Origin of the sequence: Mycolicibacterium nivoides, from assembly GCF_003855255.1 — a bacterium.
Taxonomy (GTDB): domain Bacteria; phylum Actinomycetota; class Actinomycetes; order Mycobacteriales; family Mycobacteriaceae; genus Mycobacterium; species Mycobacterium nivoides.
In genome coordinates this window covers 6,054,989-6,079,071 of sequence record NZ_CP034072.1, presented here as the reverse complement: position 1 = coordinate 6,079,071, position 24,083 = coordinate 6,054,989, and the positions used below count along the sequence as shown (strand labels likewise).

Annotated in this window: 23 protein-coding genes and 1 pseudogene; 10 read left to right on the top strand and 14 right to left on the bottom strand. The window is 64.2% G+C overall.

What is annotated here, in order from left to right; all coding sequences use genetic code 11:
- Positions 1-47: 47 nt before the first annotated feature.
- Positions 48-1,571: an MFS transporter gene (locus EH231_RS29685; RefSeq protein ID WP_241177836.1), complete on the bottom strand. Its 1,524-nt coding sequence runs from the start codon at positions 1,569-1,571 to the stop codon at positions 48-50.
- Positions 1,572-1,997: 426 nt separating this feature from the next.
- Here EH231_RS29685 and EH231_RS29680 point away from each other — a divergent pair, with 426 nt between their 5' ends.
- The 3 genes from EH231_RS29680 to EH231_RS34520 all read left to right on the top strand — a co-directional run bounded on the left by EH231_RS29680 (position 1,998) and on the right by EH231_RS34520 (position 3,705).
- Positions 1,998-2,621 (top strand): TetR/AcrR family transcriptional regulator, encoded by a 624-nt coding sequence (locus EH231_RS29680; RefSeq protein WP_241177835.1) that lies wholly within the window; start codon positions 1,998-2,000, stop codon positions 2,619-2,621.
- Positions 2,622-2,746: 125 nt separating this feature from the next.
- The gene (locus EH231_RS34140; RefSeq protein ID WP_241177834.1) at positions 2,747-3,529 is read left to right on the top strand and encodes a hypothetical protein; all 783 of its coding nucleotides are present in this window, start codon (positions 2,747-2,749) and stop codon (positions 3,527-3,529) included.
- The gene (locus EH231_RS34520; protein ID WP_241177833.1) at positions 3,454-3,705 is read left to right on the top strand and encodes a hypothetical protein; all 252 of its coding nucleotides are present in this window, start codon (positions 3,454-3,456) and stop codon (positions 3,703-3,705) included. Before EH231_RS34140 ends, EH231_RS34520 begins: the two co-directional genes overlap by 76 nt.
- Positions 3,706-3,791: 86 nt before the next feature.
- Here the strand turns inward: EH231_RS34520 and EH231_RS29670 are convergent, their stop codons facing one another.
- From EH231_RS29670 to EH231_RS29645, 6 genes are all read right to left on the bottom strand, one after another.
- A complete protein-coding gene (locus EH231_RS29670) occupies positions 3,792-4,901 on the bottom strand; it encodes an acetamidase/formamidase family protein (RefSeq protein WP_090423791.1) in 1,110 nt (369 codons plus the stop codon).
- Positions 4,898-6,427, bottom strand: a complete 1,530-nt coding sequence (locus EH231_RS29665) for an amidase (protein WP_124713888.1) — start codon at positions 6,425-6,427, stop codon at positions 4,898-4,900. The genes EH231_RS29670 and EH231_RS29665 overlap by 4 nt, the downstream gene beginning before the upstream one ends.
- Positions 6,428-6,429: 2 nt before the next feature.
- Positions 6,430-7,464, bottom strand: coding sequence for an ABC transporter substrate-binding protein (locus EH231_RS29660; RefSeq protein WP_124713887.1), 1,035 nt, complete (start codon positions 7,462-7,464; stop codon positions 6,430-6,432).
- A gap of 2 nt (positions 7,465-7,466) precedes the next feature.
- Positions 7,467-8,297 carry an ABC transporter permease gene (locus EH231_RS29655; RefSeq protein WP_090423793.1) on the bottom strand — a complete coding sequence of 277 codons (831 nt, stop codon included), beginning with the start codon at positions 8,295-8,297 and terminating at the stop codon, positions 7,467-7,469.
- 43 nt (positions 8,298-8,340) lie between these two features.
- Positions 8,341-9,120 (bottom strand): ABC transporter ATP-binding protein, encoded by a 780-nt coding sequence (locus EH231_RS29650; RefSeq protein ID WP_164481076.1) that lies wholly within the window; start codon positions 9,118-9,120, stop codon positions 8,341-8,343.
- A gap of 316 nt (positions 9,121-9,436) precedes the next feature.
- Positions 9,437-10,813, bottom strand: coding sequence for an MFS transporter (locus tag EH231_RS29645; RefSeq protein WP_420891938.1), 1,377 nt, complete (start codon positions 10,811-10,813; stop codon positions 9,437-9,439).
- 201 nt (positions 10,814-11,014) lie between these two features.
- Here EH231_RS29645 and EH231_RS29640 point away from each other — a divergent pair, with 201 nt between their 5' ends.
- A complete protein-coding gene (locus tag EH231_RS29640) occupies positions 11,015-12,187 on the top strand; it encodes a CaiB/BaiF CoA transferase family protein (RefSeq protein WP_090423794.1) in 1,173 nt (390 codons plus the stop codon).
- Positions 12,187-12,966: an enoyl-CoA hydratase/isomerase family protein gene (locus EH231_RS29635; RefSeq protein WP_090423795.1), complete on the top strand. Its 780-nt coding sequence runs from the start codon at positions 12,187-12,189 to the stop codon at positions 12,964-12,966. The genes EH231_RS29640 and EH231_RS29635 overlap by 1 nt, the downstream gene beginning before the upstream one ends.
- A gap of 17 nt (positions 12,967-12,983) precedes the next feature.
- On the opposite strand, the gene EH231_RS29630 is transcribed toward EH231_RS29635, so the two are convergent.
- From EH231_RS29630 to EH231_RS29600, 7 genes and pseudogenes are all read right to left on the bottom strand, one after another.
- Positions 12,984-14,012, bottom strand: coding sequence for a LacI family DNA-binding transcriptional regulator (locus EH231_RS29630; RefSeq protein ID WP_124713886.1), 1,029 nt, complete (start codon positions 14,010-14,012; stop codon positions 12,984-12,986).
- Between the two features lie 659 nt (positions 14,013-14,671).
- A pseudogene (locus tag EH231_RS34515) lies at positions 14,672-14,851 on the bottom strand (hypothetical protein); the annotation flags it as partial.
- A gap of 10 nt (positions 14,852-14,861) precedes the next feature.
- Complete coding sequence (locus EH231_RS29620) at positions 14,862-15,407, bottom strand: cysteine hydrolase family protein (RefSeq protein WP_164481075.1); 546 nt, start codon at positions 15,405-15,407, stop codon at positions 14,862-14,864.
- Between the two features lie 288 nt (positions 15,408-15,695).
- Complete coding sequence (locus EH231_RS29615) at positions 15,696-16,883, bottom strand: cytochrome P450 (RefSeq protein ID WP_164481074.1); 1,188 nt, start codon at positions 16,881-16,883, stop codon at positions 15,696-15,698.
- Between the two features lie 135 nt (positions 16,884-17,018).
- Positions 17,019-17,531: a CAP domain-containing protein gene (locus tag EH231_RS29610; RefSeq protein WP_090423799.1), complete on the bottom strand. Its 513-nt coding sequence runs from the start codon at positions 17,529-17,531 to the stop codon at positions 17,019-17,021.
- Positions 17,532-17,548: 17 nt separating this feature from the next.
- The gene (locus tag EH231_RS29605; RefSeq protein ID WP_124713885.1) at positions 17,549-17,989 is read right to left on the bottom strand and encodes a hypothetical protein; all 441 of its coding nucleotides are present in this window, start codon (positions 17,987-17,989) and stop codon (positions 17,549-17,551) included.
- Between the two features lie 34 nt (positions 17,990-18,023).
- Positions 18,024-18,500: an Rv1363c family protein gene (locus EH231_RS29600; protein ID WP_241177832.1), complete on the bottom strand. Its 477-nt coding sequence runs from the start codon at positions 18,498-18,500 to the stop codon at positions 18,024-18,026.
- 347 nt (positions 18,501-18,847) lie between these two features.
- Here EH231_RS29600 and EH231_RS29595 point away from each other — a divergent pair, with 347 nt between their 5' ends.
- The 5 genes from EH231_RS29595 to EH231_RS29575 form a co-directional block, all read left to right on the top strand.
- Positions 18,848-19,585: an MlaE family ABC transporter permease gene (locus EH231_RS29595; protein ID WP_090424754.1), complete on the top strand. Its 738-nt coding sequence runs from the start codon at positions 18,848-18,850 to the stop codon at positions 19,583-19,585.
- Positions 19,582-20,433, top strand: a complete 852-nt coding sequence (locus tag EH231_RS29590) for an ABC transporter permease (protein WP_090423801.1) — start codon at positions 19,582-19,584, stop codon at positions 20,431-20,433. Before EH231_RS29595 ends, EH231_RS29590 begins: the two co-directional genes overlap by 4 nt.
- A gap of 5 nt (positions 20,434-20,438) precedes the next feature.
- On the top strand, positions 20,439-21,893 hold the full coding sequence (locus EH231_RS29585; RefSeq protein WP_090424755.1) for an MCE family protein: 1,455 nt from the start codon (positions 20,439-20,441) through the stop codon (positions 21,891-21,893).
- Positions 21,890-22,918 carry an MCE family protein gene (locus EH231_RS29580; protein WP_090423802.1) on the top strand — a complete coding sequence of 343 codons (1,029 nt, stop codon included), beginning with the start codon at positions 21,890-21,892 and terminating at the stop codon, positions 22,916-22,918. Before EH231_RS29585 ends, EH231_RS29580 begins: the two co-directional genes overlap by 4 nt.
- A partial coding sequence (locus EH231_RS29575; RefSeq protein WP_124714419.1) for an MCE family protein occupies positions 22,915-24,083 on the top strand: 1,169 nt, incomplete at its 3' end. The genes EH231_RS29580 and EH231_RS29575, both read left to right, overlap by 4 nt.

Genomic DNA, 24,083 nt, shown 5'->3' with positions numbered 1-24,083 from the left:
GCGAGCATTAGTACAGGTCGCGATGACCCGTCTCACGATGTGTCGTCTCAGGCACGAACTTGCTGGGGCATCCCGTCACGGTGCTTTCTATATCGAAAGACATTGCGTGACAGTGCAATCACGGGCACGGCAGCCACTGCAAAGAGCACTCCTGCCAGCGTGATGTAGAGGTGGACTCCTGCGGCGGTACTGACAGGGGCATCTACGCTGAGGCCGGAGACCCGGGTAGCTTTGAGTACTTCCCCGCCGACGATATTGACAACGACTGAGCCGAGGGCGAGCATAACTGACACCAGACCGGCGATCATGCCCTGCCGTTCGGGTATTTCGAGACTGGTGGCCAGGTTGTAGCCGGAGGCGCCGATCGCACCGGCGGCAACGCCGAGCATGGCGCCACAGGCAATCGCCAGCGGCAGCAGTGATACCCCTGCCAGCATCCCGAAGGTCGCCGCGGTGCCGACGGCGATCCCGCCCAGAAGGGGCAGTGCGGGTCCGACGCGGCCCGCTATCCATCCGGCGGCGACGCCGCCGAGAACGATGCCGAGGTTGGCCGCACCGAGTAATGCCGCGATCGCATCACCGCCGCCCAGCCCGTAACCGAGACCGAGCGTGGGGGAGACCTGCGTGGTGATGCCCATCAGTTGCAGCATGCTTCGAAAAGACCCTGCCGCCAACGCCAGCGCCAACAGCGTCAGCAGGACAGGGCGGGTCAGTGCCCGGATATCGATGATGGGTTCGTCGATCCGCAGCGCGAGAAACATCCAGCCCGCCAGCGGTGTGACACCGGCCGCCAACAGCGCGAGCATGCCCCCGGACAACCAGCCGGCGGCACTGCCGAGGCTGAGGTAGGCGAGGGTCGTGCCGAGGCCGCCGCCGAGAAGCAGCGCCCCGACCACGTCGATTCGGCCGCCCGTGCGGATCGGAGACTCGGGGATGAATAATCGCACTCCGAGTGCAGCGGTGACAGCAAGCAAGGCTCCTGCGGCGAATACACCGCGGTATCCGAATGATTCGATGATCGGCTGCATCAGGAACGGCTCGATGATCCCAACAACCGACGAACCCGACGTCAGCACGCCGACCAACGCCATCGCCACGGTCGGCTTGCAGATCTGCTGTGTCAGGGCCACCGTGAGGAAAACCGCGGCGAACGCAGCTCCTTGGAAGAAGCGCCCTACCAAAAAGATCCACAGCTCGGGGGCGAGCAGACAGATCAAGGCCCCTGCGCAAGCGAGGAGGAGGGTGATGAGCAGCGCTCGTCGCTTACCGAAGATGTCGGAACTCTTGGCCAGCAGCGGTGACCAGATGGCCCCGGCCAGCATCGCGCCTGCGTTGAGCCAGGCTGCCTGATCGGTCTCGAAATGCTCCATCAACTGCGGCAGGACCATCATCGGTGACCCGATGACCAGATCGGCCACAACGTTGGCGAGAGTGAGAACGGCTGCCCAGAGGGCGAGCCGTTTACTCCAGCTGTGCTCGAGGTCGCCTCCGACGGAATCATCTTGAAGCGGTTTCACTATGTACTTTCTTTCGAATGAGCGGGGAAATCCGTTGGTGTGGGTCACGGCCACGCATGGCCGCAGTGTGATCCCTCCGACCGGCAGCCTCAACGGCCAATCGGTTCCGGCGGGTGGACCGTGAAAACTATTCGGGACCAGGGCATTCGATTCTGGGGTGGACTGAATTCGAATGATGCGACCGCCTTGCCCCGCATCGGAACACCTGCAACTCGGCCCGGGTCCAAGGCGCGTTCGACTGCCGTGACCGTGGCTGCGGCTGCCGAACGCCAGCGCACGCCAACGCGGCTATGCCGCCGCCCGACATGAGGATCTCTATCAGCGCTCCATGGCTCGCGTTGGGATGGTGGTGACGGATGGACGGTCCTTGTGCCTATCCAAGATCGATTTAAAGCGACAGTTGGTCGCTTTAATGAGTTTATGTGCATCCGGGTTGCACCGCAATGCTCTGCCTCGCGACAATCGTCGCCAAGGCGGAAGGTGAAGGTGGCGATGGGAAACGGGACTACCGACCATCCGTCGGCGCGGCGTCCCGGCGGCCGTAACGGGCGGGTAAAGGCGCAAATCCTCGCCGCCACAGCCGAACTCGTGGCGCGTGACGGCGTCGCGGGGTTCCGGTATGAGGACGTCGCCGCGGCCGCGGGCGTACATAAGGCCAGCGTTTACCGCAACTGGCCTGAGCGCGAAGAATTAGTTGCCGACGCATTGTTGCGTTATGCCGACGACCTCGCTTCTATTGCCGACACCGGCGACATACGCCGAGACCTGGTGGACTTTCTGGTGGCCCTCGCGGCCGGCCTCGAAACGCCATTCGGGCGCACGCTCGAAGCGGCTGTCCAGCCTGCCCGCCACGATGCCACTATCCGCGCGCTGGCCAGGGTGCTCGACGCCCGCGTGGCCGCCATGCAGCAGCGAGTGGACACCGCCGTTGGCAGAGGGGAACTTCCCCCGGTCGACAGTTCCTTCCTTGGGGAGATGATCTCCGGCCCGGTGCACCTCATCGTCAACCGCGGGATGCGCACGTTCACCCGTGCGGACGCCGAGAGAATCGTCGACGTTGTACTCGTCGGTATTCGATCCCGCCTACCCGAACGTCATCAGTGACTTGGATCGTCTCCTCATCCGTCCCGCGTCGGCCGGGCCTCGGGTGATGTCGGGGTCGTCGTTGACACCTTAACGTTGTTAAGCCATGCTGAGGTGGGTTGCTTAACTTAGTTAGGGAGAAGCTGATGCTTGCTGCGGTCATCACCGCTCCCAATGCGTCGCCCGCCTATGGCGACTTTCCCGAGCCCATGGTCCCGACCGGCCGTGAGCCGTTGGACCTAGTCGCGGCCGGTCTGCATCACGTCGTTCGCGGGCTGGCCACCGGGCGGCACTACGGCGTCGGCCAAATGACGTACCCGTTGGTGCCAGGCATCGACGCGGTTGCGCGCACCGGCGACGGACGCATGGTCTACACCGGATACGCGCGTCCACCCTTCGGGACGATGGCCGAGCGACTGTTTGCTCCCCTCCAGGCGGAGCTTCCGGTGGGAGCGGATCCGCTCACGATCGCAGCGGGCATGAACCCCGGCCTGTCGGGCTGGATGGTTCTCTCCGCGCGTCGTAAGGAACTCGGGGTGTTGGGCACCGTGCTGGTGCTCGGTGCCACGGGAATATCGGGCAGCCTTGCCGTACAGGGGGCGTTGGCGCTCGGGGCGGAGCGGGTCATCGCCTGCGGCCGCGATCCGGAGGCACTGGAGTGGCTGCGCGGAGCGGGAGCGACCACCGTGTCGCTGGCCCACAACGGACCCGACGGTTTGGAGAAGGCCCTGGCCGACGTGGTGTCGGAGACGTCGCCCGGTTTGGTGATGGATTACCTGTGGGGGCCATCGCCGAGGCCGCCTTCGCCGTACTGGGTCGCAGCGGCGAAGACGCCGAGGCGAACATGGCCTACGTGCAGATCGGGTCGCTCGCGGGTATCGCGGCGTCGCTGCCCGCGGACCTGCTGCGCAGCCGGCGGATCCAGGTAACCGGGAGCGGCGTCGGATCGCGGTCCGCCGAGGCGATGCACGCCGAGGCGCCCGAGGTCATGGCCCGCTTCGCCGACGGGTCCTTGCAGCTGCCCTACACCGCGTTTCCGCTGAGCCGGATCGGCGAGGCGTGGGCGCACACCGGCCGCAGTCGCGCCGTCGTCGTGCCGGATTGAGCTATTCGTCCAGTCGCGTGATCGGAGACGGGCGCCGGAGATGAGGCGGGACCGCTGAGCTGCCCAAAAAGTCGTGCGGCTGAGGCTCACTCGAAGATATCGGTGGGTACCATGGCCGACACCAACACGTTTGGCACATCGACAATTTGGCTGATGCGCAGGTCGACGGCCACGCTGCACAGCGCATACGCCTGCTGGCGGGTGAAACCCCGCTCGTTGGCGAGGTGATCGACCATCAGGCGCAGTGCGTTTCGTGTCGCCAGGTTGAGGTTCTCCGGGTGGATCCGGCCGGCGTCGTCCACCGGCACACCGGTCACCGCGAAGTGCGGCCGCGCGGCCACCTCCGGCGGTCCGGCGGTGAGGCGCTCGAAGCGCAGGTAGCGTGCCCCGCCCGACGTCGCTGACTGCTTGCGCAGGTCGAACCGCAGCACCACGCTTGTGGTGGTTTCCACGGCGGCACCGCAGGATTCGCCATCGCCCTGCGCGAAGTGCCCGTCGCCGACGGAGAACAAGGCGCCCGCAACCCAGACCGGCAGGTACACCCGGCTGCCTGCGGTCAGGTGTTTGATATCGATGTTGCCGCCGGCCTCGGTGGGGGAGATGGTGCGTCGCCCCGGGTCCCCGGGTAAGTCCGGCGGCACTGCTGAGGTGGGATTGGGCAGTTCGACCAGCCCGCCCTCCGCCGCGGCCCGTTGTTCAGCGCTCCTGGTGCGCTCGAACAACTCCCGCGACGGTGCGACCCCCATCACTCCCATGAACGGAGCCGCAGGCAACCGCACGCCTGGAAGGTCCGCTGAAGTGGCGAACCCCTCGGCGATCTCCCAGCGCACGATGTGCGGTTCGGTGAATTCGTCACGCAGAAAACCGAATCCGGGAATGTTCAGCGTTGCGCCGAAGTCTCCGGTCTCGACCGAGAGCACATCGACCACCAAGAGGTCACCGGGTTCGGCGCCCTCGACGTACACGGGACCAGTCAAGGGATGGATCCGGGCGGTATCCATGGCCAGCACGTCCGCCGCCGTCGAATCCCGGTTGATCTGCCCGTCGTAGCCGTCGCGGGCACGCAGCGCCACGGTGTCGCCCGGCGCGCACCGCAGCACCGGTGGGATGTCCGGATGCCAGCGGTTGTGACCCGCTCGCGGTTCGTCCACCAGTGACTTGGTGAGATCCAGTTCGATCTCGTGTACTTCGCTCATGATGCCCCGTCCGCCGCAGTGGGAAAGCCCCCGCGGGCCAGCTCGAAGGTGTGCGCAACCCGCAGGACCGTCGCATCGTCGAGGCGGCGGCCCACGATCATCATCCCGACCGGCAGTCCGTCGACCAGACCGGCAGGCACGCTGCACGCAGGATGGCCCGTGACGTCGAAGGTCGCGGTGTTGGCCATCATCTCCAGCGCCCGCGCCAGGTACTCGTCCAGCGGCGCGTCGCAGGACGGTATCGGGCTGGCCAGGATCGGAGTAGTGGGCATGACGAGGACATCGAAGCGCGACAGCGCCTCGTCGTATGCGGCACGCAGAAGCGGAACGAGGTTGCGTGCCATTGCATAGTGCGTGCCGTGATGCCGCTCAAGGGTATGGCACCCAGCCAGCAGCACCAGCTTCACGGTGTCTGGGAAGGAGGAGCCATCGGAGCGGCGTCGGCTTCCGTAGTGCTCGATGAGCGCAGGGTCGTACCAGCCCTGCCAGTTCCTGCCGTAGGCGTTGCCGTCGACCATCTGGGCGGTACCACCCTCGACTGCGATCACATCCCAGATCTGTTTGCCGTGGCGGTGCCAGGGTACCGAAACCTCTTCGCACAGCATCCCTTCGGTGCGCAGTACGTCTACGGCACCGCGGACGGCGGCGTCGACGCCAGGAGCAGATTCCGGGTGCCCGAAGCCCTCGGTCAGCACACCGACCCGCAGCCCGGCCGCGGGCCGGCTCAGCTCGTCGGTGAACGTGGGTCCGTCGCGCCCGTCGCGCTGCCGGGGATCCAGCCCGTCGGGGCCGGCGATCACGTCGAGAACCAGTGCCGCGTCGGCGACGGTGCGGGTCATCGGACCGAGGTGGTCGAGGGTCTGCTCGATGGGGAAAGCGCCGGTATAGGGGACGAGCCCGTGGGTCGGCTTGTGCCCGACGATCCCGGTGAACGCCGCAGGCAGCCGCACCGAGCCGCCCTGGTCACCGCCGATCGCGAGGTCGACGGCTCCGGCGGCGACCAGAGCGGCACTGCCGCTGGAGGATCCACCCGTTGTCCGGCTGTGGTCCCAGGGATTGCGCACAGGACCGGTGGTCGCGGTGTGCGACGCACCGGAAAAACAAAGGTTTTCGCAGACGGTCTTGCCCGTGATCGTGGCGCCGGCGGCCAACAGTCGGGCGACCACAGTGGCGTCACGGTCCGGGACGTAGCCTTCGACCAACGCCGAACCGTTCATCATCGGCACACCGGCAACCGCGATGTTGTCCTTGATGCCCACCGTGCGTCCGGCCAGCGGACCCGCGCCTGTTGAGGTGACGTCGCATGTGACGTACCAGGCGCCCAAGGGGTTGTGCTCCGGCGGCGACCAGGCACGTGTCACGGCGGGCGGTTCGATCTCCCTGTACAGTTCGGCGACCACATCCCAGGAGCTCAGCGTGTCCTTGACGTGCGGGACGAACTCTGCCAATTCGCCCGTGCTCAGGCCGAGACCGTATGCCGCAGAGATCTGTTCGAGTTCTCCGTGTTCGGGCGGATGCACCGTCACGTTCAGCCTTCCTTGAGGGCGCTGCGGGCGCGGGTTGCCAGTTCGGTGTCGACGTTGTTCTCATACGACGTGGCCTCTGAGGGGTAGGCCGCAATGTTCTTCGTGAACAACGAGATTTCCATGTTGTGATCCCAGGACTCCTTGGTCACCGTGACGTCCTCGGCGTACCCCTTGGCGGCTATCTCCCGTTCGACGGCGGCCGCGACCACCTCGCGAGACAGATCGGGGAAGTACTTGGCGGCGATGTCGATGGTGGTCGCGGGGTCGGCGTAGATGAACCTCGACGCCTTGGCGATCGCGGTGACCACCCCCTGGGCGGATTCAGGGTTGTCCTGCAGGTACTTCTCCGTAGTGGTCAGGCTGGAGAAGGCGAAGGGGTACCAGTCTGGATTGGCGGGAAAGGAGTAGACCACCTCAAGGCCCTGGTCCACCACTGCCTGGCTGACGGTGGGCTCGAAGGACAGTGCCAGGTCGGCCTGCCCGCCTGCCACCGCGGCCAGTTCACTGCCGAGAGTGACGTTGACCATGGTGACGTCTTTCAAGTCCTTCTGGTCGATCAGGTATTTCATGAATGCCCAGCTGGTATCAGGTTCCGGACTCACCACCACCTTTTTGCCCTCGAACACCGACGGATCGTTCAGGGTGTCGCCGGCGCCGCCGCGGCCGATGACGAACACCGACGGAGCATTCTGGATGGCGGCGACCACCACACCAGGGCCGCTGTTCTCGTGTGACTTCGGCACGAAGACTGGGTCCTGGATGGAGAAGTCGGCGGATCCGCCTAGCACCGCGGTCCAGGACTGGGTGCCACCGCCGCCGGTGGCGATATCGACGGTCACACCCTGCTCCTGGAAGTAGCCGTTCTCTTTCGCGACGTAGAGCGGCAGGTAGAGCAGTGACTGGAAGGCCTGGCTGATTCGGACCGTGGCGGTGCCGTCCGCAGACTGGGCCGGTTCGCTGCCGCAGGCCGTGGCGACCAAGACCGTTGTCGAGGCGCCAGCAACTATCAACTGGCGGAGTAGCTTTCGGGCTTTCATGATCATGACCTTTCCCACTGACCGAGGAAGCGCTCGAGTGCGCCGACGAGGAGGTTGAAAACCAACACCATGACCATGACGATGGCGATGCCGGCAATGACGAGGCTGATGGTGAAATTGGAGCTGCCGAGCAGGATCATGTGGCCCACGCCGGCCTCGGAGCTGATGTATTCGCCGACGATGGCGCCGACGAGTGCGAAGCCGATGTTGAGCTTCAACCCCGACACCACCCACGTCATCGCAGACGGCACAACGAGTTTGCGGAAGATCTGGGAGCGGGAGGCACCGAACGACTTCATCAGGTTGACCAGGTCGGGATCGGTGCGTCGGGCGCCACGGTAGGAAGTGGTCAGTGACACGACCACACACGAGAACGCGACGATCACGACCTTGGACGTCATCTCGGTGCCGAACCAGATGATTGTCAACGGGGCGACCGCCAGGACCGGGATCGACCCGATGGCTGCGATGAACGGTGACGTCAGATCCGCGATGAATTGCGAGTACCACAGCAGCAGGCCGAGAGCGGATCCGCCGACGGCGCCGATCAAGAATCCGAAGAGGACCTCCATGCTGGTGACGCCGATGTCGGACCATAGCGCACCGGAGGTCGCGCGGGTCTGCAGTACGTTCCAAACCGCGCTGGGGCTGCCGAAGAGGAACGAGCTGATGGCACCGCTGCGGGCGCCGAATTCCCATGCGGACAAGGCTGTTACGACGATCAGGACCTGCATGGTGTGCAGGATGATCCGCCGGCGGCGGCGCGGCGATACGGTGGCCGTCCGGATCCGCCGTGTGGGGGTGGCCGACGGCTCGGCAAGTACGGTCGTCATCTGTCCTCCTTGGTGAGGTGAGAAAATGTGGGGACGACGGGTTTCATGCGACGTCCACCGACTGCCCGATTCCGCGCCAGATCTTTTCGTAGAACTCGTTGAATCGGGGCGCCAGCCGCCGCTCGTTGATATCGGTGCTCGTGGTGCCGAGAACGACGTCGAGTTCGTCGACGATCTCCCCGGGATGGGCTTTGAGGATGTACACGCGGTCCGACATCGTGACCGCCTCCTCGATGTCGTGGGTGACAGCGACAACGGTTTTTCCTGTGGCTCTGGCGGTTTCGAGCAGCTCGCCCTCCAGCGCGATCTTGAGGGGGTAGTCGAGTGCCTTGTACGCTTCGTCCATCAGGATGATGTCCGGATCGGTCACCATGGTGCGCATGAGTGCCGCCCGCTGGCGCATCCCCCCAGAGAGATCGGCGGGGTAGTTGTCCTCGTAGCCCTCCAGCTTGTAGGCCGCGAAGAGTTGTCGGGCGCGTTCGCGTGCTTCCTTCTTGCGCGTGCCACGCACCTCTAGTCCGAGGATGACGTTCTCCAGAACCGTCCGCCACGGGAACAGGAGGTCTTTCTGCAGGACGTAACCGATATGTTCCGAGGTGGTGCCGGTGACGTCGACCCCGTTCACCCGGATCGACCCCGCGGTGGGCGCCACCAGCCCGGTGATGATGTTGAACAGAGTCGACTTGCCGCATCCGCTCGGGCCGACGATTGAGACAAACTCGCCGCGGTCCGCGTGCAGAGTCAGCCCCCGCAGTACGCGGGTGACACCGTGGGACGTGGTGTATTCCTTGTCGATCCCGACGACTTCCAGTCTGCGGGTCATCGCCGCAGACCCTGTAACTGTGAGGGAACGGCAAACCGATCGATAACTGATATATCACTCATGTGGTGACTGATCCCATTCTCGAATGTCTTGGGTCGGCAGTTGCAGGCCTCGCAGCAATGCGGGGGCCGGAGAAAAAATCGGGCGTTCACGCCCGGTGGTCCACCTAGCGAAGCACACCCTTACACGTTGAGCAACCGATTGGGCAAGATTCGGTATCGCGCCGGACAATCGGTTGTCCAGGGAATCGTGCGCGAAGGTGGATCTTCCGGCCACTCCGTCGGCCAGTGACGGTGGTTCTGCCCGACCGTCGGCGTCATGAGGCTGCCTGAAGTCTCGGGGTAGTGGCGCCGATGTCGGCCAGGTCGATGCCCTTGGTCTCCTTCAGGAAACTCACCGACACGGTTGAGACCACTGCTGCCACCGCGAGGTAGCAGGCGACCGGCACCCACGATTCATGTGAACGCAGCAGCGAGGTGCTGATGAAAGGAGCGAGTGATCCGGCGAAGATCGAGGTGACTTGGTAACCCAGCGAGATGCCGGTGTAGCGCATCCGGGTGGGGAACATCTCGGCCATCAGCGCCGGTTGTGGGGCGTACATCAGGCCGTGGATCAGAAGGCCGAGCGTGATGCCGAGAAAGATGAGCAAGCTGTTGCCGGTGGATAGCAACGGAAAGCCGACAAATCCCCAGCCGGTGGCGAGCACGGATCCCAGCAGGAACACCGGTTTGCGGCCCCAGGTGTCGGCGAGTCTGCCGTATAAGGGCACCACGACGAAGTGGATGGCATGCGCACCGAGGATGAGGACCAGGATCTCGGTGGCGGTGGCTCCGATCGTGAAGGCCAGATACGTAATTGAGAATGTGACCACCATCTGGTACATGATGTTTTCCGCCACCCGGGCGCCCATGGCGATCAACACCTGGCGGGGATAGGCCCTGATGACTTGCAGCGCAGAGGGTGTGGGCTCGTTGGTCTTCTCAGCCGCCTCGCGCGCTTCCAGGAACAGCGGCGCTTCGTCCACGCGGGTCCGGATGTAGTAACCGACGATCACGATCACGGCCGACAACCAGAATGCGATACGCCAGCCATAGGCCAGGAAGGCGTCCTCGGTCATGGCGAATGCCAGGCCGGTGAGGGCAAGTGTCGCAACAAAATTGCCGAGGGGAAGGGCGGCCTGCGGCCAGCTGGTCCAGAAGGCGCGGCTCTTGTTCGGGCTGTGTTCGGCGACAAGTAGCACTGCGCCGCCCCATTCGCCGCCGACGCCGACGCCTTGGATGAACCGCATCAGGACCAGGAGCAGGGGAGCGGCTAATCCGATGCTGGCGTAGCCGGGGATGCAGCCGATAGAGAACGTCGAGGCGCCGACCAGGAGCAGGCTCACCTGGAGCAGCTTCTTGCGTCCCACGCGGTCACCGAAGTAGCCGAAGACGAGGCCGCCGAGCGGGCGGGCGAGGAAGCCGACGGCATAAATGAGCAGTGCGTTGATGACGCCGTCGAGTGCGTTGTCGGTCTTCGGGAAGAACAGGGTGCCGAAGACCAGGGCCGAGGCCGCCGAGTACAGCAAGAACTCATACCACTCGATGACGGTACCGGCCATGGATGCTGCGACCACTTTTCGCAGCTTGCTCGTGGGCGGGTCGCTGGTGTGCGGACTGGCGGCCTGAGATTGCTGGGGCGATGAGTCGACCACGGTGACTCCTTGTCGGTGCGCATCGGGTGGGTGGGGTGGCCGCGACCTGTGTCCCAGATCACGGCCGCCACAGTGAAGCACAGGAAAAACAAAGATAACAATCGATTGCGCTAAGTATGGACAATCGATTGTTCAACTTGGTTGAATGGGTCGGGTAGCGAAGTGCGCCAGCCCGCTGGGATCCGATCGAAGGAGGCACCGATGGCCATGCTCGACGGGATTCGCGTCGTTAGCTTCACGCATTTCCTGCAAGGCCCATCAGCCACGCAGCTGCTCGCAGATCTGGGCGCGCAGGTGGTGAAAGTCGAGCCGCCGGCGGGTGCGTTCGAGCGCACGTGGTCGGGCCCCGATGCCTACCTCAACGGGGAGAGCGTCTTCTTCCTTCTGGGCAACCGAAACGTCAGCAGTCTGGTGGTGGATCTAAAGGACCCCGAGTGGGTGGACGTGATGCTCCGACTGCTCGATGACGCGGACGTACTAATCGAGAGCTTCCGCCCCGGCGTGATGGAACGGCTCGGCTTGGGCTGGGAACGGCTGCGCCACCGCAACTCCCGGTTGGTGTACTGCTCGCTGTCGGGCTACGGCAGCGACGGCCCCTACAAGGACCGGCCGGGGCAGGACGTCCTGCTGCAGTCGCTGTCGGGAATTGCTGCAGCGACCGGTGCCGCCGATGGCCCACCGACGCCGGTCGGCGCATCGATCGTCGATCAGCACGGCGCGGTGTTGGGGGCGTTCGGGATCCTGGCGGCACTGCATGGCCGAGAACGCACCGGACGGGGTGCTCGGGTGGAGAGCAATCTGCTCAGCGCCGCGCTCGATCTCCAGGTCGAACCGCTGTCCTACTTCCTGAACGGGTACATCGGTCGGCGTAGCAACAGCGGCGTGTCCTCGCCGTATTACAAAGCGCCGTACGGCGTTTTTGCCACCGCCGACGGCCACCTCACCCTGTCGCTCAATGCGTTGGCTGTGCTCGCTGCCGTCTTCGAGGACGACTGGTTCCTCAGCGTCGGCGAGGACTTGTCCTACGAACGGCGCGAGGACGTCAACGAGCGGGTGGCCAAGCACATGGGGCAACGAACCACTGACGAATGGAGTGCGGTGTTCGCAGAAGCCAAGGTCTGGTTCGCGCCGGTGAACACCTACGCCGACATCGTCGAGGACCCCCAGGTGCAGCACAACCGGTCGGTAATCGAGATCAACCATCCGACGGCGGGTGCCGTCAAGCTCCTCGGACACCCGGTGCTCTATGACGGACAGCGCCCGGGGGTGCGCAACCTGCCGCCGGACCTGGGCAGCTCCAACCGGACTGTCCTGACTGAATTGGGCTACGACACAGAAGATATCGATCGACTTCAAGCAAAGGTGGGTAACTGATGACCGAGACACTGACGACCGGGGGATCGGTGAGCGTCGACCCGGAGACCAGCGAGGGCGTACTGCACGTGGTGTTGAACCGTCCGAAAAAGCGAAACGCCTTCGACCTCGACATGGTCCGATCGCTGACCAGGACGATCGACGGGCGCCCGGCCGGCACCCGGGTGGTAGTGCTCAGCGGTGGATCCTTCTTCTGTGCCGGAGCGGACATCTCGGTGTATGGGAGTAGGGACCTAGGCGAGATCGGCGAACTCACCCGCTCTGCGGGTGTCCTGATCGAAACCATCGCCGCAGTTCCCGTCCCCGTCATCGCGGCGGTCGAAGGGATGGCCCTCGGTGGTGGATTCGAGGTCGCGCTGGCCGCCGACCTCGTGGTGGCGGGTGAGACGGCCAAGCTAGGGCTTCCCGAAGTGTCGTTGGGATTGATCCCCGGTTGGGGCGGAACACAGCGGTTGGCCGCCCAAGTCGGCGGTCGTAAAGCCAAGCAGTTGATCATGTTTCAACAGCGGCTCAAGGCAGCCGAGGCCCACGAACTCGGTCTGGTGAACGAGGTGGTTGCGGCGGGCACCAGCTTGGAGCGTGCACTCGAATGGGCTGCGGTTCTTGCCGACTCATCGGCCTCGGCGCTGGCTGCCACCAAAGAACTTGTATCGGGTGCGGAGCGCGCGCTGGCCTACAGCGACGAACGCGCCACGCTGATGGAGTTGTTCACCTCCGCCGATGGTGTCGAAGGGGTGGAGGCCTTCGTGCAGAAACGTCCCGCCGACTTCCGACGCTGAGAGCGTCCTGCCCCCAGTCATGCACTCGGAGGGGCCGTCGTCTCTTTGATCACCAATTCGGGTGCGGGATCTTCGATCACCAGATCGGCGAGCTCGGCGCCTGCCAGGTGGTCCAGCAGCATCGTGGCTGCGACTTGTCCGAGCCGGTGCAGTGGCAGCTTCACCGTGGTGATCGCCGGATAGACCGTGTTGGAGACCCACGTCGTGTTGATACCGACGATCGACAGCTCGTCGGGCACCCCCAGGCCGAGCCGCAGCGCGGTGAACAGGGCGCCGACGGCAGCGTTGACGCTGGCGACGACAACGGCAGTGGGGCCGCCTGGCTTTCCCAACTCGACGTCGCGATGGAGCGTGTCGAGCGCCTGCGCGCCCGCATCGGATTCCCACCCGGCGTCGATCATCCAGCTAGGTTCCGGTGTGAGGCCGGCATCGGCCATTGCACGCCGGTAGCCGCTCTTGCGCCGTTGTGCCGTGTCATGCGTATGAGTGCCGGAAATGAACGCGATTCGCCGGTGCCCCAGCCCGATCAGGTGTTGCGTGGCCAGTGCCGCTCCGCGCTCATCCTCAAGGATCACCGATCCGACTCTGCCCAGTAGCCGGGAGTTGACGGTGATCGCAGGCACATCGTCGCGCAGCACCGCGGCCAGCATGGTGTTGTCGAAATCCTCCCGGCGCTGAATCAGCAGTCCGTCGACCCGGCCTTCTCGCACCAGACGGGACAGCTGTTGGGCTCCTTCTGGCGGCGGGTCCACCTGGCCGAGCAGCACATCGGTGCCGTGCCGTGTGGTCGCGTCGTGTACGCCCGCCAGCATGTCGGCAAACACTGCGTTGTTGACGTCGGGAACAATCAGACCGATTGCGCCGGAGCGAGACTGACGGAGGGCACGAGCGCGGGCATTCGGCACGTAGTCGAGCTCTGCGGCGGCCGCTAGGATCCGGGCGCGGGTGGCGTCGCTCATACGCGCTTTGGCATCGCCCGTCAGGGCGCGGGAGGCGACTGACTTCGAGACCCCCGCCGCGCGCGCCACGTCATCGAGGGTGCCCATGAAACACATGGTAATTGGCCGACGGCAGGATCAGCGATGCGGCTGTTCCCTGCGGACCCCAGCGAAGGTAGCCTCACCACAGCTGCGAGTTTCAAACGCAAGCCCAACGATGAGCGCCTACGGACGCGAGTCCGATACCACCGACTCCCGAGCGTCTTGGAAGGTAAAGCGTCGGACTCGAACGCACCCCAGCACGAAAAAGGCTGAGGTGCCAACTGTCGCTCGGCGGCAACCGGCATCAACGGGTCGGCGACGCGATGCCATATCCGCCCTCGGGCTCGCTGTACGCGATGATCGGTCCGGCTTCAGCCTTCGACGTCATCGGGGAGACGATGTAGTGGGATAGCCGCAGCTGCACACCCAAAAGCAAGCGGTGCGCCCGACATGCAGCCAACGTGGGGCGTGATCAACGAGAGCCACTTCCAGCAAGGACGAATCCTCCACCGGTCAGGAGCCAACCAACCGGGGGCAGTCCCTGGCCACGTCACCTGTCCCTCACCGAAGGCCGCCTATAAGGTAGGTCAGCTCCGCGGCCCAGCTTCGTGAGTAGGAAGTTAGCATCAACTGCGACTTGTGAGAGCCCTACTGCCGTGAAGCAGCCCTACGCCTATTCTCGCCGCTCGCACAGGATCCCGGACACAACCGGCAGTGCTGCAGCGTCATGATGTGTGGCTCTCTTCGGACGGAGGTGGTGCTTCGATCTCATCACAGTTGGGTGTCGTCGGTACGTGGTTGAACCGGTCGGTCAGCCAACTCATGCCTCGTTCACCGTCGACAAACGGCGAGGGCAACGAGTTGACATCGAGTTTGTTGAGAAACGGTGACTGTTCGTTGGTCCAGAGAGACCACTTACTTATTTGCGGCCAGTGATGAATACAACTGTGCGGCCGTCCACACCTCGGCCTGGCGGGGAAGCACTCTCTCCAGTAGGAAGTCGTGCACCTCAGGATCGGGGTCGGCGGTACAGCCGGCGACCACGATGATGCGATAGTCGCGGTCGGCGGCCTCCCTGATGGTGGTCAGTACCGCACCGCTGGTGTGGCTTCCGGTGACGATGAGGGTCGTCACACCGTAGTTGGTCAGTTGCTCGTCCAGATCCGTGGTCGAGAAGATCCCTAACCTGGTAGTGCGCAACTCGATGTCTTCGGGCCGCACGGCCAATGCCGGGTGCAGCGCGGCCTCAGGAGTCCCGTTCTGCAGCCGGTGCTCCTGCACCACGGTCGCGAACTCCTTGTTGGTCAACGGCGGGAACCGATAGTCCATTGGGTCGAAGGCCGTCCGCGCATGGACCACGATTCCCTCGTGGATACGGACGATATCGACGGCCTTGTTTGTCTTCGCGATGAGTTCGTCGTGCTGTGGTATCGAGGCGAGGATCTCGGGTTGACAGCCCAAGACCAGCAGTGCGCATTCACTGGGCGCAATTTGTCCGCCCGCGTAGGAGTCGCTGTCCGGCGATGCTGATCGGGCCGTCGCGCGAGAAGCGCCGATACGCGGTTCGGCGGCCGTGGGTGGGGGAACCCGCACCTGTCGATACCGGCTGACCGGCCAACTGAGGTTACGCCATAATGATCCAGCCAAGGCCGAAATATTCTCCAGTGAAAAGGATTTGGATTCAGTGATCTTCACCAGTTTGTCCCTGCGGTTGTGCTGAGCCCGGCCACGTTGGTGAGGGGCGGGGCACTACACGAGCGTGGCGCGAGTGAACGAGATGGGGACCGACACCGCTCCCCATACCTGGCTCTGCACGTACTTGACCTGTTCGCCGGGTGTGACATGGAAGTGGTCGAACGCCCGGAATACCTCTTCGATGGCCACTCTGAGCTCCAGCCGCGCCAGGTGCATGCCCAGGCACTTGTGAATACCACTCCCGAAGGTCAAGTGGCGGACGTTATTTCGGTCGAACTTGGGCTGGTCAGGTTCGGCGAACTCGGCCGGGTCGCGGTTGGCCGCCGGCAGCGCGAGCAGTACCCGCTCGCCCGACTTGAGGGTCTGGCCCGCCACCGTGGTATCGGCGGTGACCGTGCGCCCGGTCACCACGGGCGCGAACAGTCGGAGGGCCTCCTCAACGACCTGGGCTGACGGAGACTTCCGCGCCTGCTCCTGTACCTCCGGATTCTCGGCGAAGTAGGCCAGCGTCGTGGCCAGCGTTTTGTAGGTCGTGTCGAAGCCGGCGCCGATCATGCTGAATCCGATTGCGGCGATCACATCGTCGGTGAGTTCCGTCACTTCCGGCTGCTTGGCGAGCAGGTAGCTGAGCAGGTCGTCACCTGGGTTCTCGCGAAGCGGTGCGATGATGACGTCCTGGACGAAAGTCATTGCGCCCTGCCATGCGTCGACCGCGCCGCTGGTGTCCTGACCGGCCTGGTCGACCATGTATCGAACTCCGTCACGGATGAGATCCATGTTCTGCACCTGGACGCCAACCACCCGCAGGATCATCTCCATCGGGATGGGCAGTGCGAAGTCGGTGGCCAGATCTGCCGGCGAGGTCAACGATGCCAGCATTTCGGCCGTAAGCTCTCGCAGGGCCGGCTCGAAGCCTGTGATGCGGCGCGGCGTGAACCAGTCGCGCAGCAGCGTGCGGTAGAGACGGTGTTCGGGGTCCTGAAGCATCTGCGGAATCAGCGGATTGCCCGCAGTCATGTCTGGAATGAGCGCCTCGCCGGAGGTGAAATCGTCTGGTGCCGAGGCGATCGCGTGAATCGGTTCATATCCGGTCGCAATCCAGAAGCCGCCGTGGCGATCGGTCCACTGCATCGGGTTCTCGCTGCGCAGATCGCGATATACATCGTGGATGCGGTGCGCGATACGCTGATCGTAGTGGTCGAAGTCCACAGTCGGACGCCGATCGGTGGCCGGTTGAACCATGTTTGTCACTCTTTCTCTCGCAAGCGCCGGGCGCTGCGGGGTAGCCGACAGTGCCATTTTTCAGCTTTGCTGATCGCAACGGCATTGGGAAGAACACTGCGTGGTGTTGGCACTACTCCGATCAACCACGCACCTTCAGCGTGAATCTCCGCCTCCTGTAGGCATACTGGCGGCATCGTGCGGAGGACTTCCGTATACAGCGACAACCACAGTGCGATCCAGCGAGTTCTCCGACCAGACCCCGATGTCGGTGTTCGCACAGTTTCTCATCACTGCGAGGTCCTCCGGGTGCGAGTACCACATGTTGATCAGTTCCATCGAACTGATCGCCAGAGCGGGGTTGATCGCCACTGTCTCCTGGACAGAGCCTGGATATCCCGCTGCCGCCGCGCGCTGTTGAGCTGTGGAGCCGTCGGATCCGATATGGCCGGCCAGCGCCCGGTCATCACGGACATTGAGCGCGTGCCGTTGGGCGGCCTGCTGCAGTTGAGCGTGGACTCGGACCTTCTCCCGGCAGCCCGCCTTGTACTGCACGATGCTCACCATCTGCACCACCGAGGAGTTGAGCCGATTGCTATCCGCATTGGCCGGGTGTGCGGAGATGACGACCGCCAGCGCGGCGGTCGCCGCCGCAATCGGTGTCTTCATGTGGGTCCTGTTTCTGTTCAGATGGGCGCGAAGTCAGAGATCAGCCATCGTCCGTCGATCTGCTCGAGGCCTACTTTCACGCTGGTTGTGGTATCGGTAGGTGGATCATCGGCGACCACGGTGGTTTGGTTGACATAGACCAACACCGTGGCGTGGGCATTGTCGGCCGCTACCGAGGCGGCGGCGGGAACCGTTGCGCTGGAGTGGATCTTCTTCTCTCGTGCACCGGGGATCACCACATCGTTCACCAACGCGGTGAACGACTCGCGGAAATCGCCGGTAAGTCGGTCGCGCACAGCCAGCAGATCCGTATCGACGGTGTCGGGGGAGTAGCTGAGCATCGCGATCGTGCCCTCGGTAGCGGCGCGAACCGATTCCGGACCGCCCAGCAGTGCCGCACTCTGTTGGCCATCGTGAAATCTGAGCCAACCTGCACCGCAGGTCAACGTTAGCGCCACGCACCCGACGATGACTGCGGGTGCCGGGCGGCGATCAGGGAACAAATTCCACATTGGATACCTTCATCGTCGATCCGTCCTGTCGAACGCCGATCCGCATGCGCCACTGCCGAGGTGGCGCCTGGGCGCCATTGATCGATGTCGTCACCGCCATCGTGACCAGAACGTCGGCCTGATCCCCGCGGATCTGCTCGAGGCCCGCCTCCAGCACGGTGCCGCGGGACGTGGACTGGGCTCTTGTCACCGCCTCGACGAAGGACGGTGACCGCCGCTGGAAATCGTCCAGGAACGGTCCGGTGGAGGAGGCGATGATGCGGGCCACGTCGTTTTGCACATTGGCGGCGTCGATGGTGGTCAGCATCTCCGCGCCCTCACGGGCCTCCGCCAGAAACGACTCTTGGCGGCGTAGCTGCTGGCTGTCGTCGTAATAGCGGACACCGAGGAATACGCACAGCGCGGTCAGCATCAGAATGGTCGCTGCATACAGCAACCAGGTCGGCCGTAGTCGCACGCGACGAGACGGTCGCGGTTCGTGATCGTGATCGTCATCGTGATCGAAGGACGTCATCTCCGGGCATTCCGGGGCAACCGTTTCGCTCAACTTGGCCCTGCGCATCCGTCTCGTGGTTGACAGCTTCCTCGCCATTGTCGGCTGAGGTTCCACGCTGCGGTCAAGTCCGGGCACTTCAAATGGTGCGAGTGCTGGATGGCGTCAAATGTGCTCTGCACCATTTGAAATCGCTGTCGTTGCGGGTCCGTACCGCGACCTGTTGCACTCAGCTGAGCAGCGGTGCCGCCTCGCACCGCGACCGATCGGAAGCAGGTGTAGTGGTCAGCGTCGACTTGATCGCCAAACCCATGCGAGGTATCGGTGGTTTCATCGCAATCGTCATCGACACCGCGATGCTGCTGCCGAGACCGCCGTTCGCATGGCGCGAGTGCATCTTTCAGATGTGGTTCGTGGCACGGGTGTCCATCGTGCCGACGGTGATGCTGTCCATCCCGTTCACCGTGCTATCGGTTTTCATCTTCAATATCCTGCTGGTCGAGTTCGGTGCGGCGGACTTCTCGGGTGCCAGTGCCGCCTTCGGTGCCGTCACCCAGATCGGTCCGTTGGTAACGGTTCTCGTGGTCGCCGGAGCTGCGGCTACCGCGATGTGCGCGGACCTGGGCGCACGGACGATCCGCGACGAACTCGACGCGATGCGAGTGATGGGAATCGATCCCCTACAAGCGCTGGTGGTCCCCCGTGTCGTGGCCACTGTGATCGTCGCGCTGCTGTTGAACTCGGTTGTCTGTGTGGTGGGGATCCTGGGCGGATTCTTCTTCTCGGTGTTCGTCCAGCATGTGACTCCCGGTGCATTCGTCGCCGGGATGACGTTGTTCACCGGTGGCGCCGAGATCGTGATCTCGGTGGTCAAGGCGGCGCTTTTCGGACTGGTGGCCGCTCTGGTCGGCTGCTACAAGGGAATCTCGGTCGGAGGCGGGCCGGCCGGAGTCGGCAACGCCGTCAACGAGACGGTGGTGTTTTCGTTCATGGCGTTGTTCGTGATCAACCTGTTGGTCACGGCTGTCGGTGTACAGGCGACGATGTGACCGGGGTCCCGAGCACGCTCCGGCCACGCCTGCGGCGCGCGACACGCACCATCCGCGACGGCTGGAATCAGTTGGGTCTGCAGACCCAGTTCTACGGGCAGACCATCCGTTCGGTGGGTGACGCCGTCGTGCACTACCGCGCCGAGGTCGCCGTTCAGATCGCCCAGATGAGCCTGGGCGCCGGAGCATTGGCGGTGGTGGGCGGGACGATCGTCATCGTCGCGTTCCTGACGATGTCGGCGGGCGCACTGATCGCGGTGCAGGGATACAACACGCTGGCCGGTGTCGGGGTAGAGGCTCTGACGGGTTTCACCTCGGCGTATCTCAACGTCCGGATCATCGGGCCCTTGACGACGGGTATCGGGCTGGCCGCCACCATCGGAGCCGGAGCGACGGCACAACTGGGTGCCATGCGCATCGCTGAGGAAATCGATGCGCTCGAGGTCATGGGGGTGCGGTCGATCTCCTACCTCGCCTCGACCAGGCTGATGGCCGGTGTCATCGTCGTTGTCCCGCTGTACTGCGTAGCCGTATTGATGTCCTTCGTATCCGCGCGCGTGGGAACGACGGTGGTCTACGGGCAGTCGACGGGCGTCTACGACCATTACTTCAAGACCTTCCTCAACCCGATGGATCTGGTGTGGTCCTTCGTCCAGGCGGTGGCAATGGCATTGGCGGTCATGGTCATTCACACCTATTACGGATTCAGCGCCAGCGGTGGTCCGGCGGGAGTCGGGGAGGCAGTCGGCCGCGCGGTTCGGACCTCGCTGATCGTCGTCGTGTTCGTCACCTTGGTGATTTCCCTGTCTGTCTATGGACGTTCCGGCAACTTCAACCTGTCTGGGTGATCGACATGCTCCCGGTGAAAAATTCACGAATCCGCCCCGCGTGGTCGGCCGGCCTGCTGGTGCTCGCTCTGGTAGCGGTGGCGGTGGCGACCGTCGCACTGTTCAACGGCTGGCTCCGGTCTTATGTTCTGGTCACGCTGACTGCCGACAGATCCGGACTGGTAATGGAACCCGGCGGCAAGGTGAAGATGCGCGGGCTTGCCGTCGGCCATGTCACCGATGTTCGATCCGCCACCGGCGGGACCGCCGTCATGACGCTGGCGATCGACCCGGAATACGTTAGGTACATCCCCGCCAACGTGGCCGCTCAGATAAACGCGACAACTGCCTTCGGCGCCAAATACGTCGACCTGATCTACCCGAGCGACCCGAGCCCCGAACGGATCACCGCTCACCAAACCCTGCGGTCAAGTGACACGACCAGCGAGGTCAACACCGTGTTCGAGAACATCGTCGGGTTGCTCGACAAGATCGACCCGGCGAAATTGAATGCGACCCTGAGTGCCATCGCCGAGGGCGTGCGCGGGCAGGGCGAAGCCATCGGCCAGGCCACCAGCGATGCGAACCAGGTCCTACTGGCGCTCAACCCGCGAAGCGAGACCATTCGCACCGACCTGCACGCGGTGCACGACTTCGCCACCACCTACGGTGCGGCCGCGGGCGATCTGTTGACGGCTCTGGACGCCCTGAGCACGACTTCGACCACAGTGTCCGAACGCGCCGGGGATATCGATGCGCTGCTGGTCAATGTCCTCGGATTTGCCGACAGCGGAACACAATTGCTCGGTACCGCCAAGGACGATCTGGTGCGCACAGTCGATGCGCTGCAACCCACGACGTCGCTGCTCTTCGAACATCATCCGGCGCTCACCTGCACATTGCTGGGTGCCCAGTGGTTTATCGACAACGGTGGGGCGCAGGCCGAAGGGGGCAACGGGTACTCGATCATCCTGGACTCTTCGCTGGCTTGGGGACAGGATCAGTATCGGTATCCCGACAACCTCCCCATCGTGGGTGCCAAGGGCGGCCCAGGAGGTAAGCCCGGTTGCGGATCGTTGCCCGACCCGAGCAAGCAATTCCCGGTCCGGCAGTTGGTGACCAACACCGGGTGGGGCACCGGCAACGACATCCGGATCAACCCAGGCATCGGATTTCCCGGTTGGGCGAACTACTTCCCGGTCACCCGCGCCGTTCCCGAACCGCCGAGCATTCGTGACTTGGAAGGCCCTGCACCCGCACCGGTTCCGTATCCCGGTGGCCCGCCCTATGGTGCCCCGCAGTATGCAGCGGATGGCAGCCCGTTGTATCCAGGCCTGCCTCCGGCCCCGCCACCCGGCGCGCCGCGCGCACCCGGGCCGACGCCGGGATCCGAGGCATTCGAGGCTCCGTTCCCGATGGGGACACCGCCGACCCCGCAGAAAACCGCACCCACCCCTCCGATAGGAGCGTCCTCGCCATGAACGCACGATTGGGGGCCGTCCTGTGGCGCCTGATGATCTTTTGTACTGTCTGCCTGTTGGGGTTGTTCGCCCTGGTGGCGGTGTTCGCACAGGCGCGATTCCAGCCGCAGCAGGCCTACCGGGCCTTGTTCAGCAACGTCGGCGGACTCAAGAGTGGCGACTTCGTCAGGATCGCCGGTGTCGAGGTCGGCAAGGTCGGTGATCTCACGATCGGCCGGGACAATCTGGTCGGTGTCGAGTTCGAGGTCGACGACTCCGTGGTGCTCACCCAGAGCAGCCGCGCCGTCGTCCGTTTCGACAACCTATACGGCGACCGCTATCTGGCACTGGAAGCTGGTGCTGGCGGCGGGGCCCCGCTGAAACCGGGTGACACCATCGCGGCGGCCAACACCGCACCCGCACTGGACCTCGACACCCTGATCGGCGGATTCCGCCCCTTGTTCCGCGCATTGGACCCCGACCAGATCAACGCTCTGTCCGGCCAACTCATCCAGGCCTTCCAGGGTCAGGGCCGCACCATCAGCTCCCTGCTGGGACAGACCGCCACGTTCACCGACGCGCTGGCAGACCGTGACGCGTTGATCGGGGACCTGATCAACAATCTCGATCTCGTGCTCGGCGCGATCGGTGACAATGACGCCGACTTCGGCAAAGCGCTCGGTCGGCTCGATGAACTGACCGCTGCCCTGGCCGCGCGCAAGGACGGGATCGCCGATGCGACGGCGAACATCGACACCACCGCCCGTGAAGTTGCCGATCTGCTCGCGCAGTCGCGCCCGGCGATCCAAAAGGTGCGACAGGAGACCGACCGGGCGGCGACCATCGTGCTCAACAAACACGACTACTTCGACGACCTGCTGAACACCCTGCCGGACGCCTATCGAATGTTGGGTCGGCAGGGGCTCTACGGAGATTGGTTCGCCTTTTACATCTGTGAGGCGATCATCAAGGTCAATGGCAAGGGCGGCCAGCCGGTCTACATCAAGGCGGCGGCTCAGACTTCGGGCAGGTGCACGCCGAAATGAAACCGATGGCAGAACGCAACCCGGTCAAGGTGGGTGTGGTCGGGTCGGTGGTAATCGTCGCCGCCATTGTCGGCGCCACGAACTACGACGCGATCCCGTTTCTGGGCAGTGGCCACAGCTACACCGCCCAGTTTGCCGATGCGGCCGGGCTGCGAGCGGACTCACCGGTGGAGGTGGCCGGCCTGCGAGTCGGGCAGGTGTCCTCTATCAGGCTGGACGGCGATCGCGTCGTGGTCGGCTTCGACATCGACCGTAGCGTCTTCGTCGGGGACCGTTCCGAGGCCGCTATCAAGACCAAAACGGTGCTGGGCGCCAAGGTGGTCGAGGTGACACCACGCGGTGACGCACCGCTCGAGGGGCCGATCCCGCTGGAGCTGACCACATCGCCCTATCAGTTGGCCGATGCGCTGGGTGACCTGTCCGTGACCATCAACGGTCTGGACACCGATGAGTTGTCGACATCGCTGCAGACGCTCGCCGAGACGTTCGCCGATACGCCCCCGGAGTTGCGTGCAGCGGTGGACGGAGTCTCCCGCCTCTCTGGAACCTTGGCCGAACGCGACACACAGCTGCGGTCACTGCTGTCGGATGTGGGCAAGGTGTCCACCGTGTTGGGCCAGCGAAGCAGCCAGATCGTCGATCTGATCACCAACTCCAACGCGTTACTCACGCAGATCCGGACCCAGAGTGCCGCGCTGGATTCCATCTCCAACAGCATCGTCGCGGTCAGTAGGCAGATCCGCGGCTTCATCGCGGAAAACCGCGAGTCGTTCACGTCGACGCTGGACCGTCTCAACGGGGTGCTGGCCATCATCGACAACCGCCGGGAGCGACTGCAGGACGCTGTCAAACGCCTCAACTCCTATGCGATGGCGCTTGGGGAGTCGGTGTCCTCCGGTCCGTTCTTCAAAGGGTTCGTCGTCAATCTTCCACCCGGGCAGTACATTCAGCCATTCATCGACGCGGCGTTCTCTGACCTCGGGCTGGACCCCAACGTCCTGGCGCCCTCTCAGCTCACCGACCCGCCAGTCGGGCAACCGGGCACCCCGGCGATGCCTGCGCCCTTCCCTCGTACCGGGCAGGGCGGTCCACCGCGGATGACGGTGCCCGATGCGATTACCGGGAATCCGGGCGACCTGGGGTGCGGGCCGCCGGGTCTGCCGCT

Excerpts from the sequence above, each read along its gene's own strand:
- EH231_RS34140 (WP_241177834.1), top strand. The coding sequence starts at position 2,747 with ATGCTTGCTGCGGTCATCACCGCTCCCAATGCGTCGCCCGCCTATGGC.
- EH231_RS29670 (WP_090423791.1), bottom strand. The coding sequence starts at position 4,901 with ATGAGCGAAGTACACGAGATCGAACTGGATCTCACCAAGTCACTGGTG.
- EH231_RS29660 (WP_124713887.1), bottom strand. The coding sequence starts at position 7,464 with ATGAAAGCCCGAAAGCTACTCCGCCAGTTGATAGTTGCTGGCGCCTCG.
- EH231_RS29655 (WP_090423793.1), bottom strand. The coding sequence starts at position 8,297 with ATGACGACCGTACTTGCCGAGCCGTCGGCCACCCCCACACGGCGGATC.
- EH231_RS29650 (WP_164481076.1), bottom strand. The coding sequence starts at position 9,120 with ATGACCCGCAGACTGGAAGTCGTCGGGATCGACAAGGAATACACCACG.
- EH231_RS29640 (WP_090423794.1), top strand. The coding sequence starts at position 11,015 with ATGGCCATGCTCGACGGGATTCGCGTCGTTAGCTTCACGCATTTCCTG.
- EH231_RS29635 (WP_090423795.1), top strand. The coding sequence starts at position 12,187 with ATGACCGAGACACTGACGACCGGGGGATCGGTGAGCGTCGACCCGGAG.
- EH231_RS29630 (WP_124713886.1), bottom strand. The coding sequence starts at position 14,012 with ATGGGCACCCTCGATGACGTGGCGCGCGCGGCGGGGGTCTCGAAGTCA.
- EH231_RS29615 (WP_164481074.1), bottom strand. The coding sequence starts at position 16,883 with ATGGTTCAACCGGCCACCGATCGGCGTCCGACTGTGGACTTCGACCAC.
- EH231_RS29610 (WP_090423799.1), bottom strand. The coding sequence starts at position 17,531 with ATGAAGACACCGATTGCGGCGGCGACCGCCGCGCTGGCGGTCGTCATC.
- EH231_RS29595 (WP_090424754.1), top strand. The coding sequence starts at position 18,848 with ATGCGAGGTATCGGTGGTTTCATCGCAATCGTCATCGACACCGCGATG.
- EH231_RS29585 (WP_090424755.1), top strand. The coding sequence starts at position 20,439 with ATGCTCCCGGTGAAAAATTCACGAATCCGCCCCGCGTGGTCGGCCGGC.
- EH231_RS29580 (WP_090423802.1), top strand. The coding sequence starts at position 21,890 with ATGAACGCACGATTGGGGGCCGTCCTGTGGCGCCTGATGATCTTTTGT.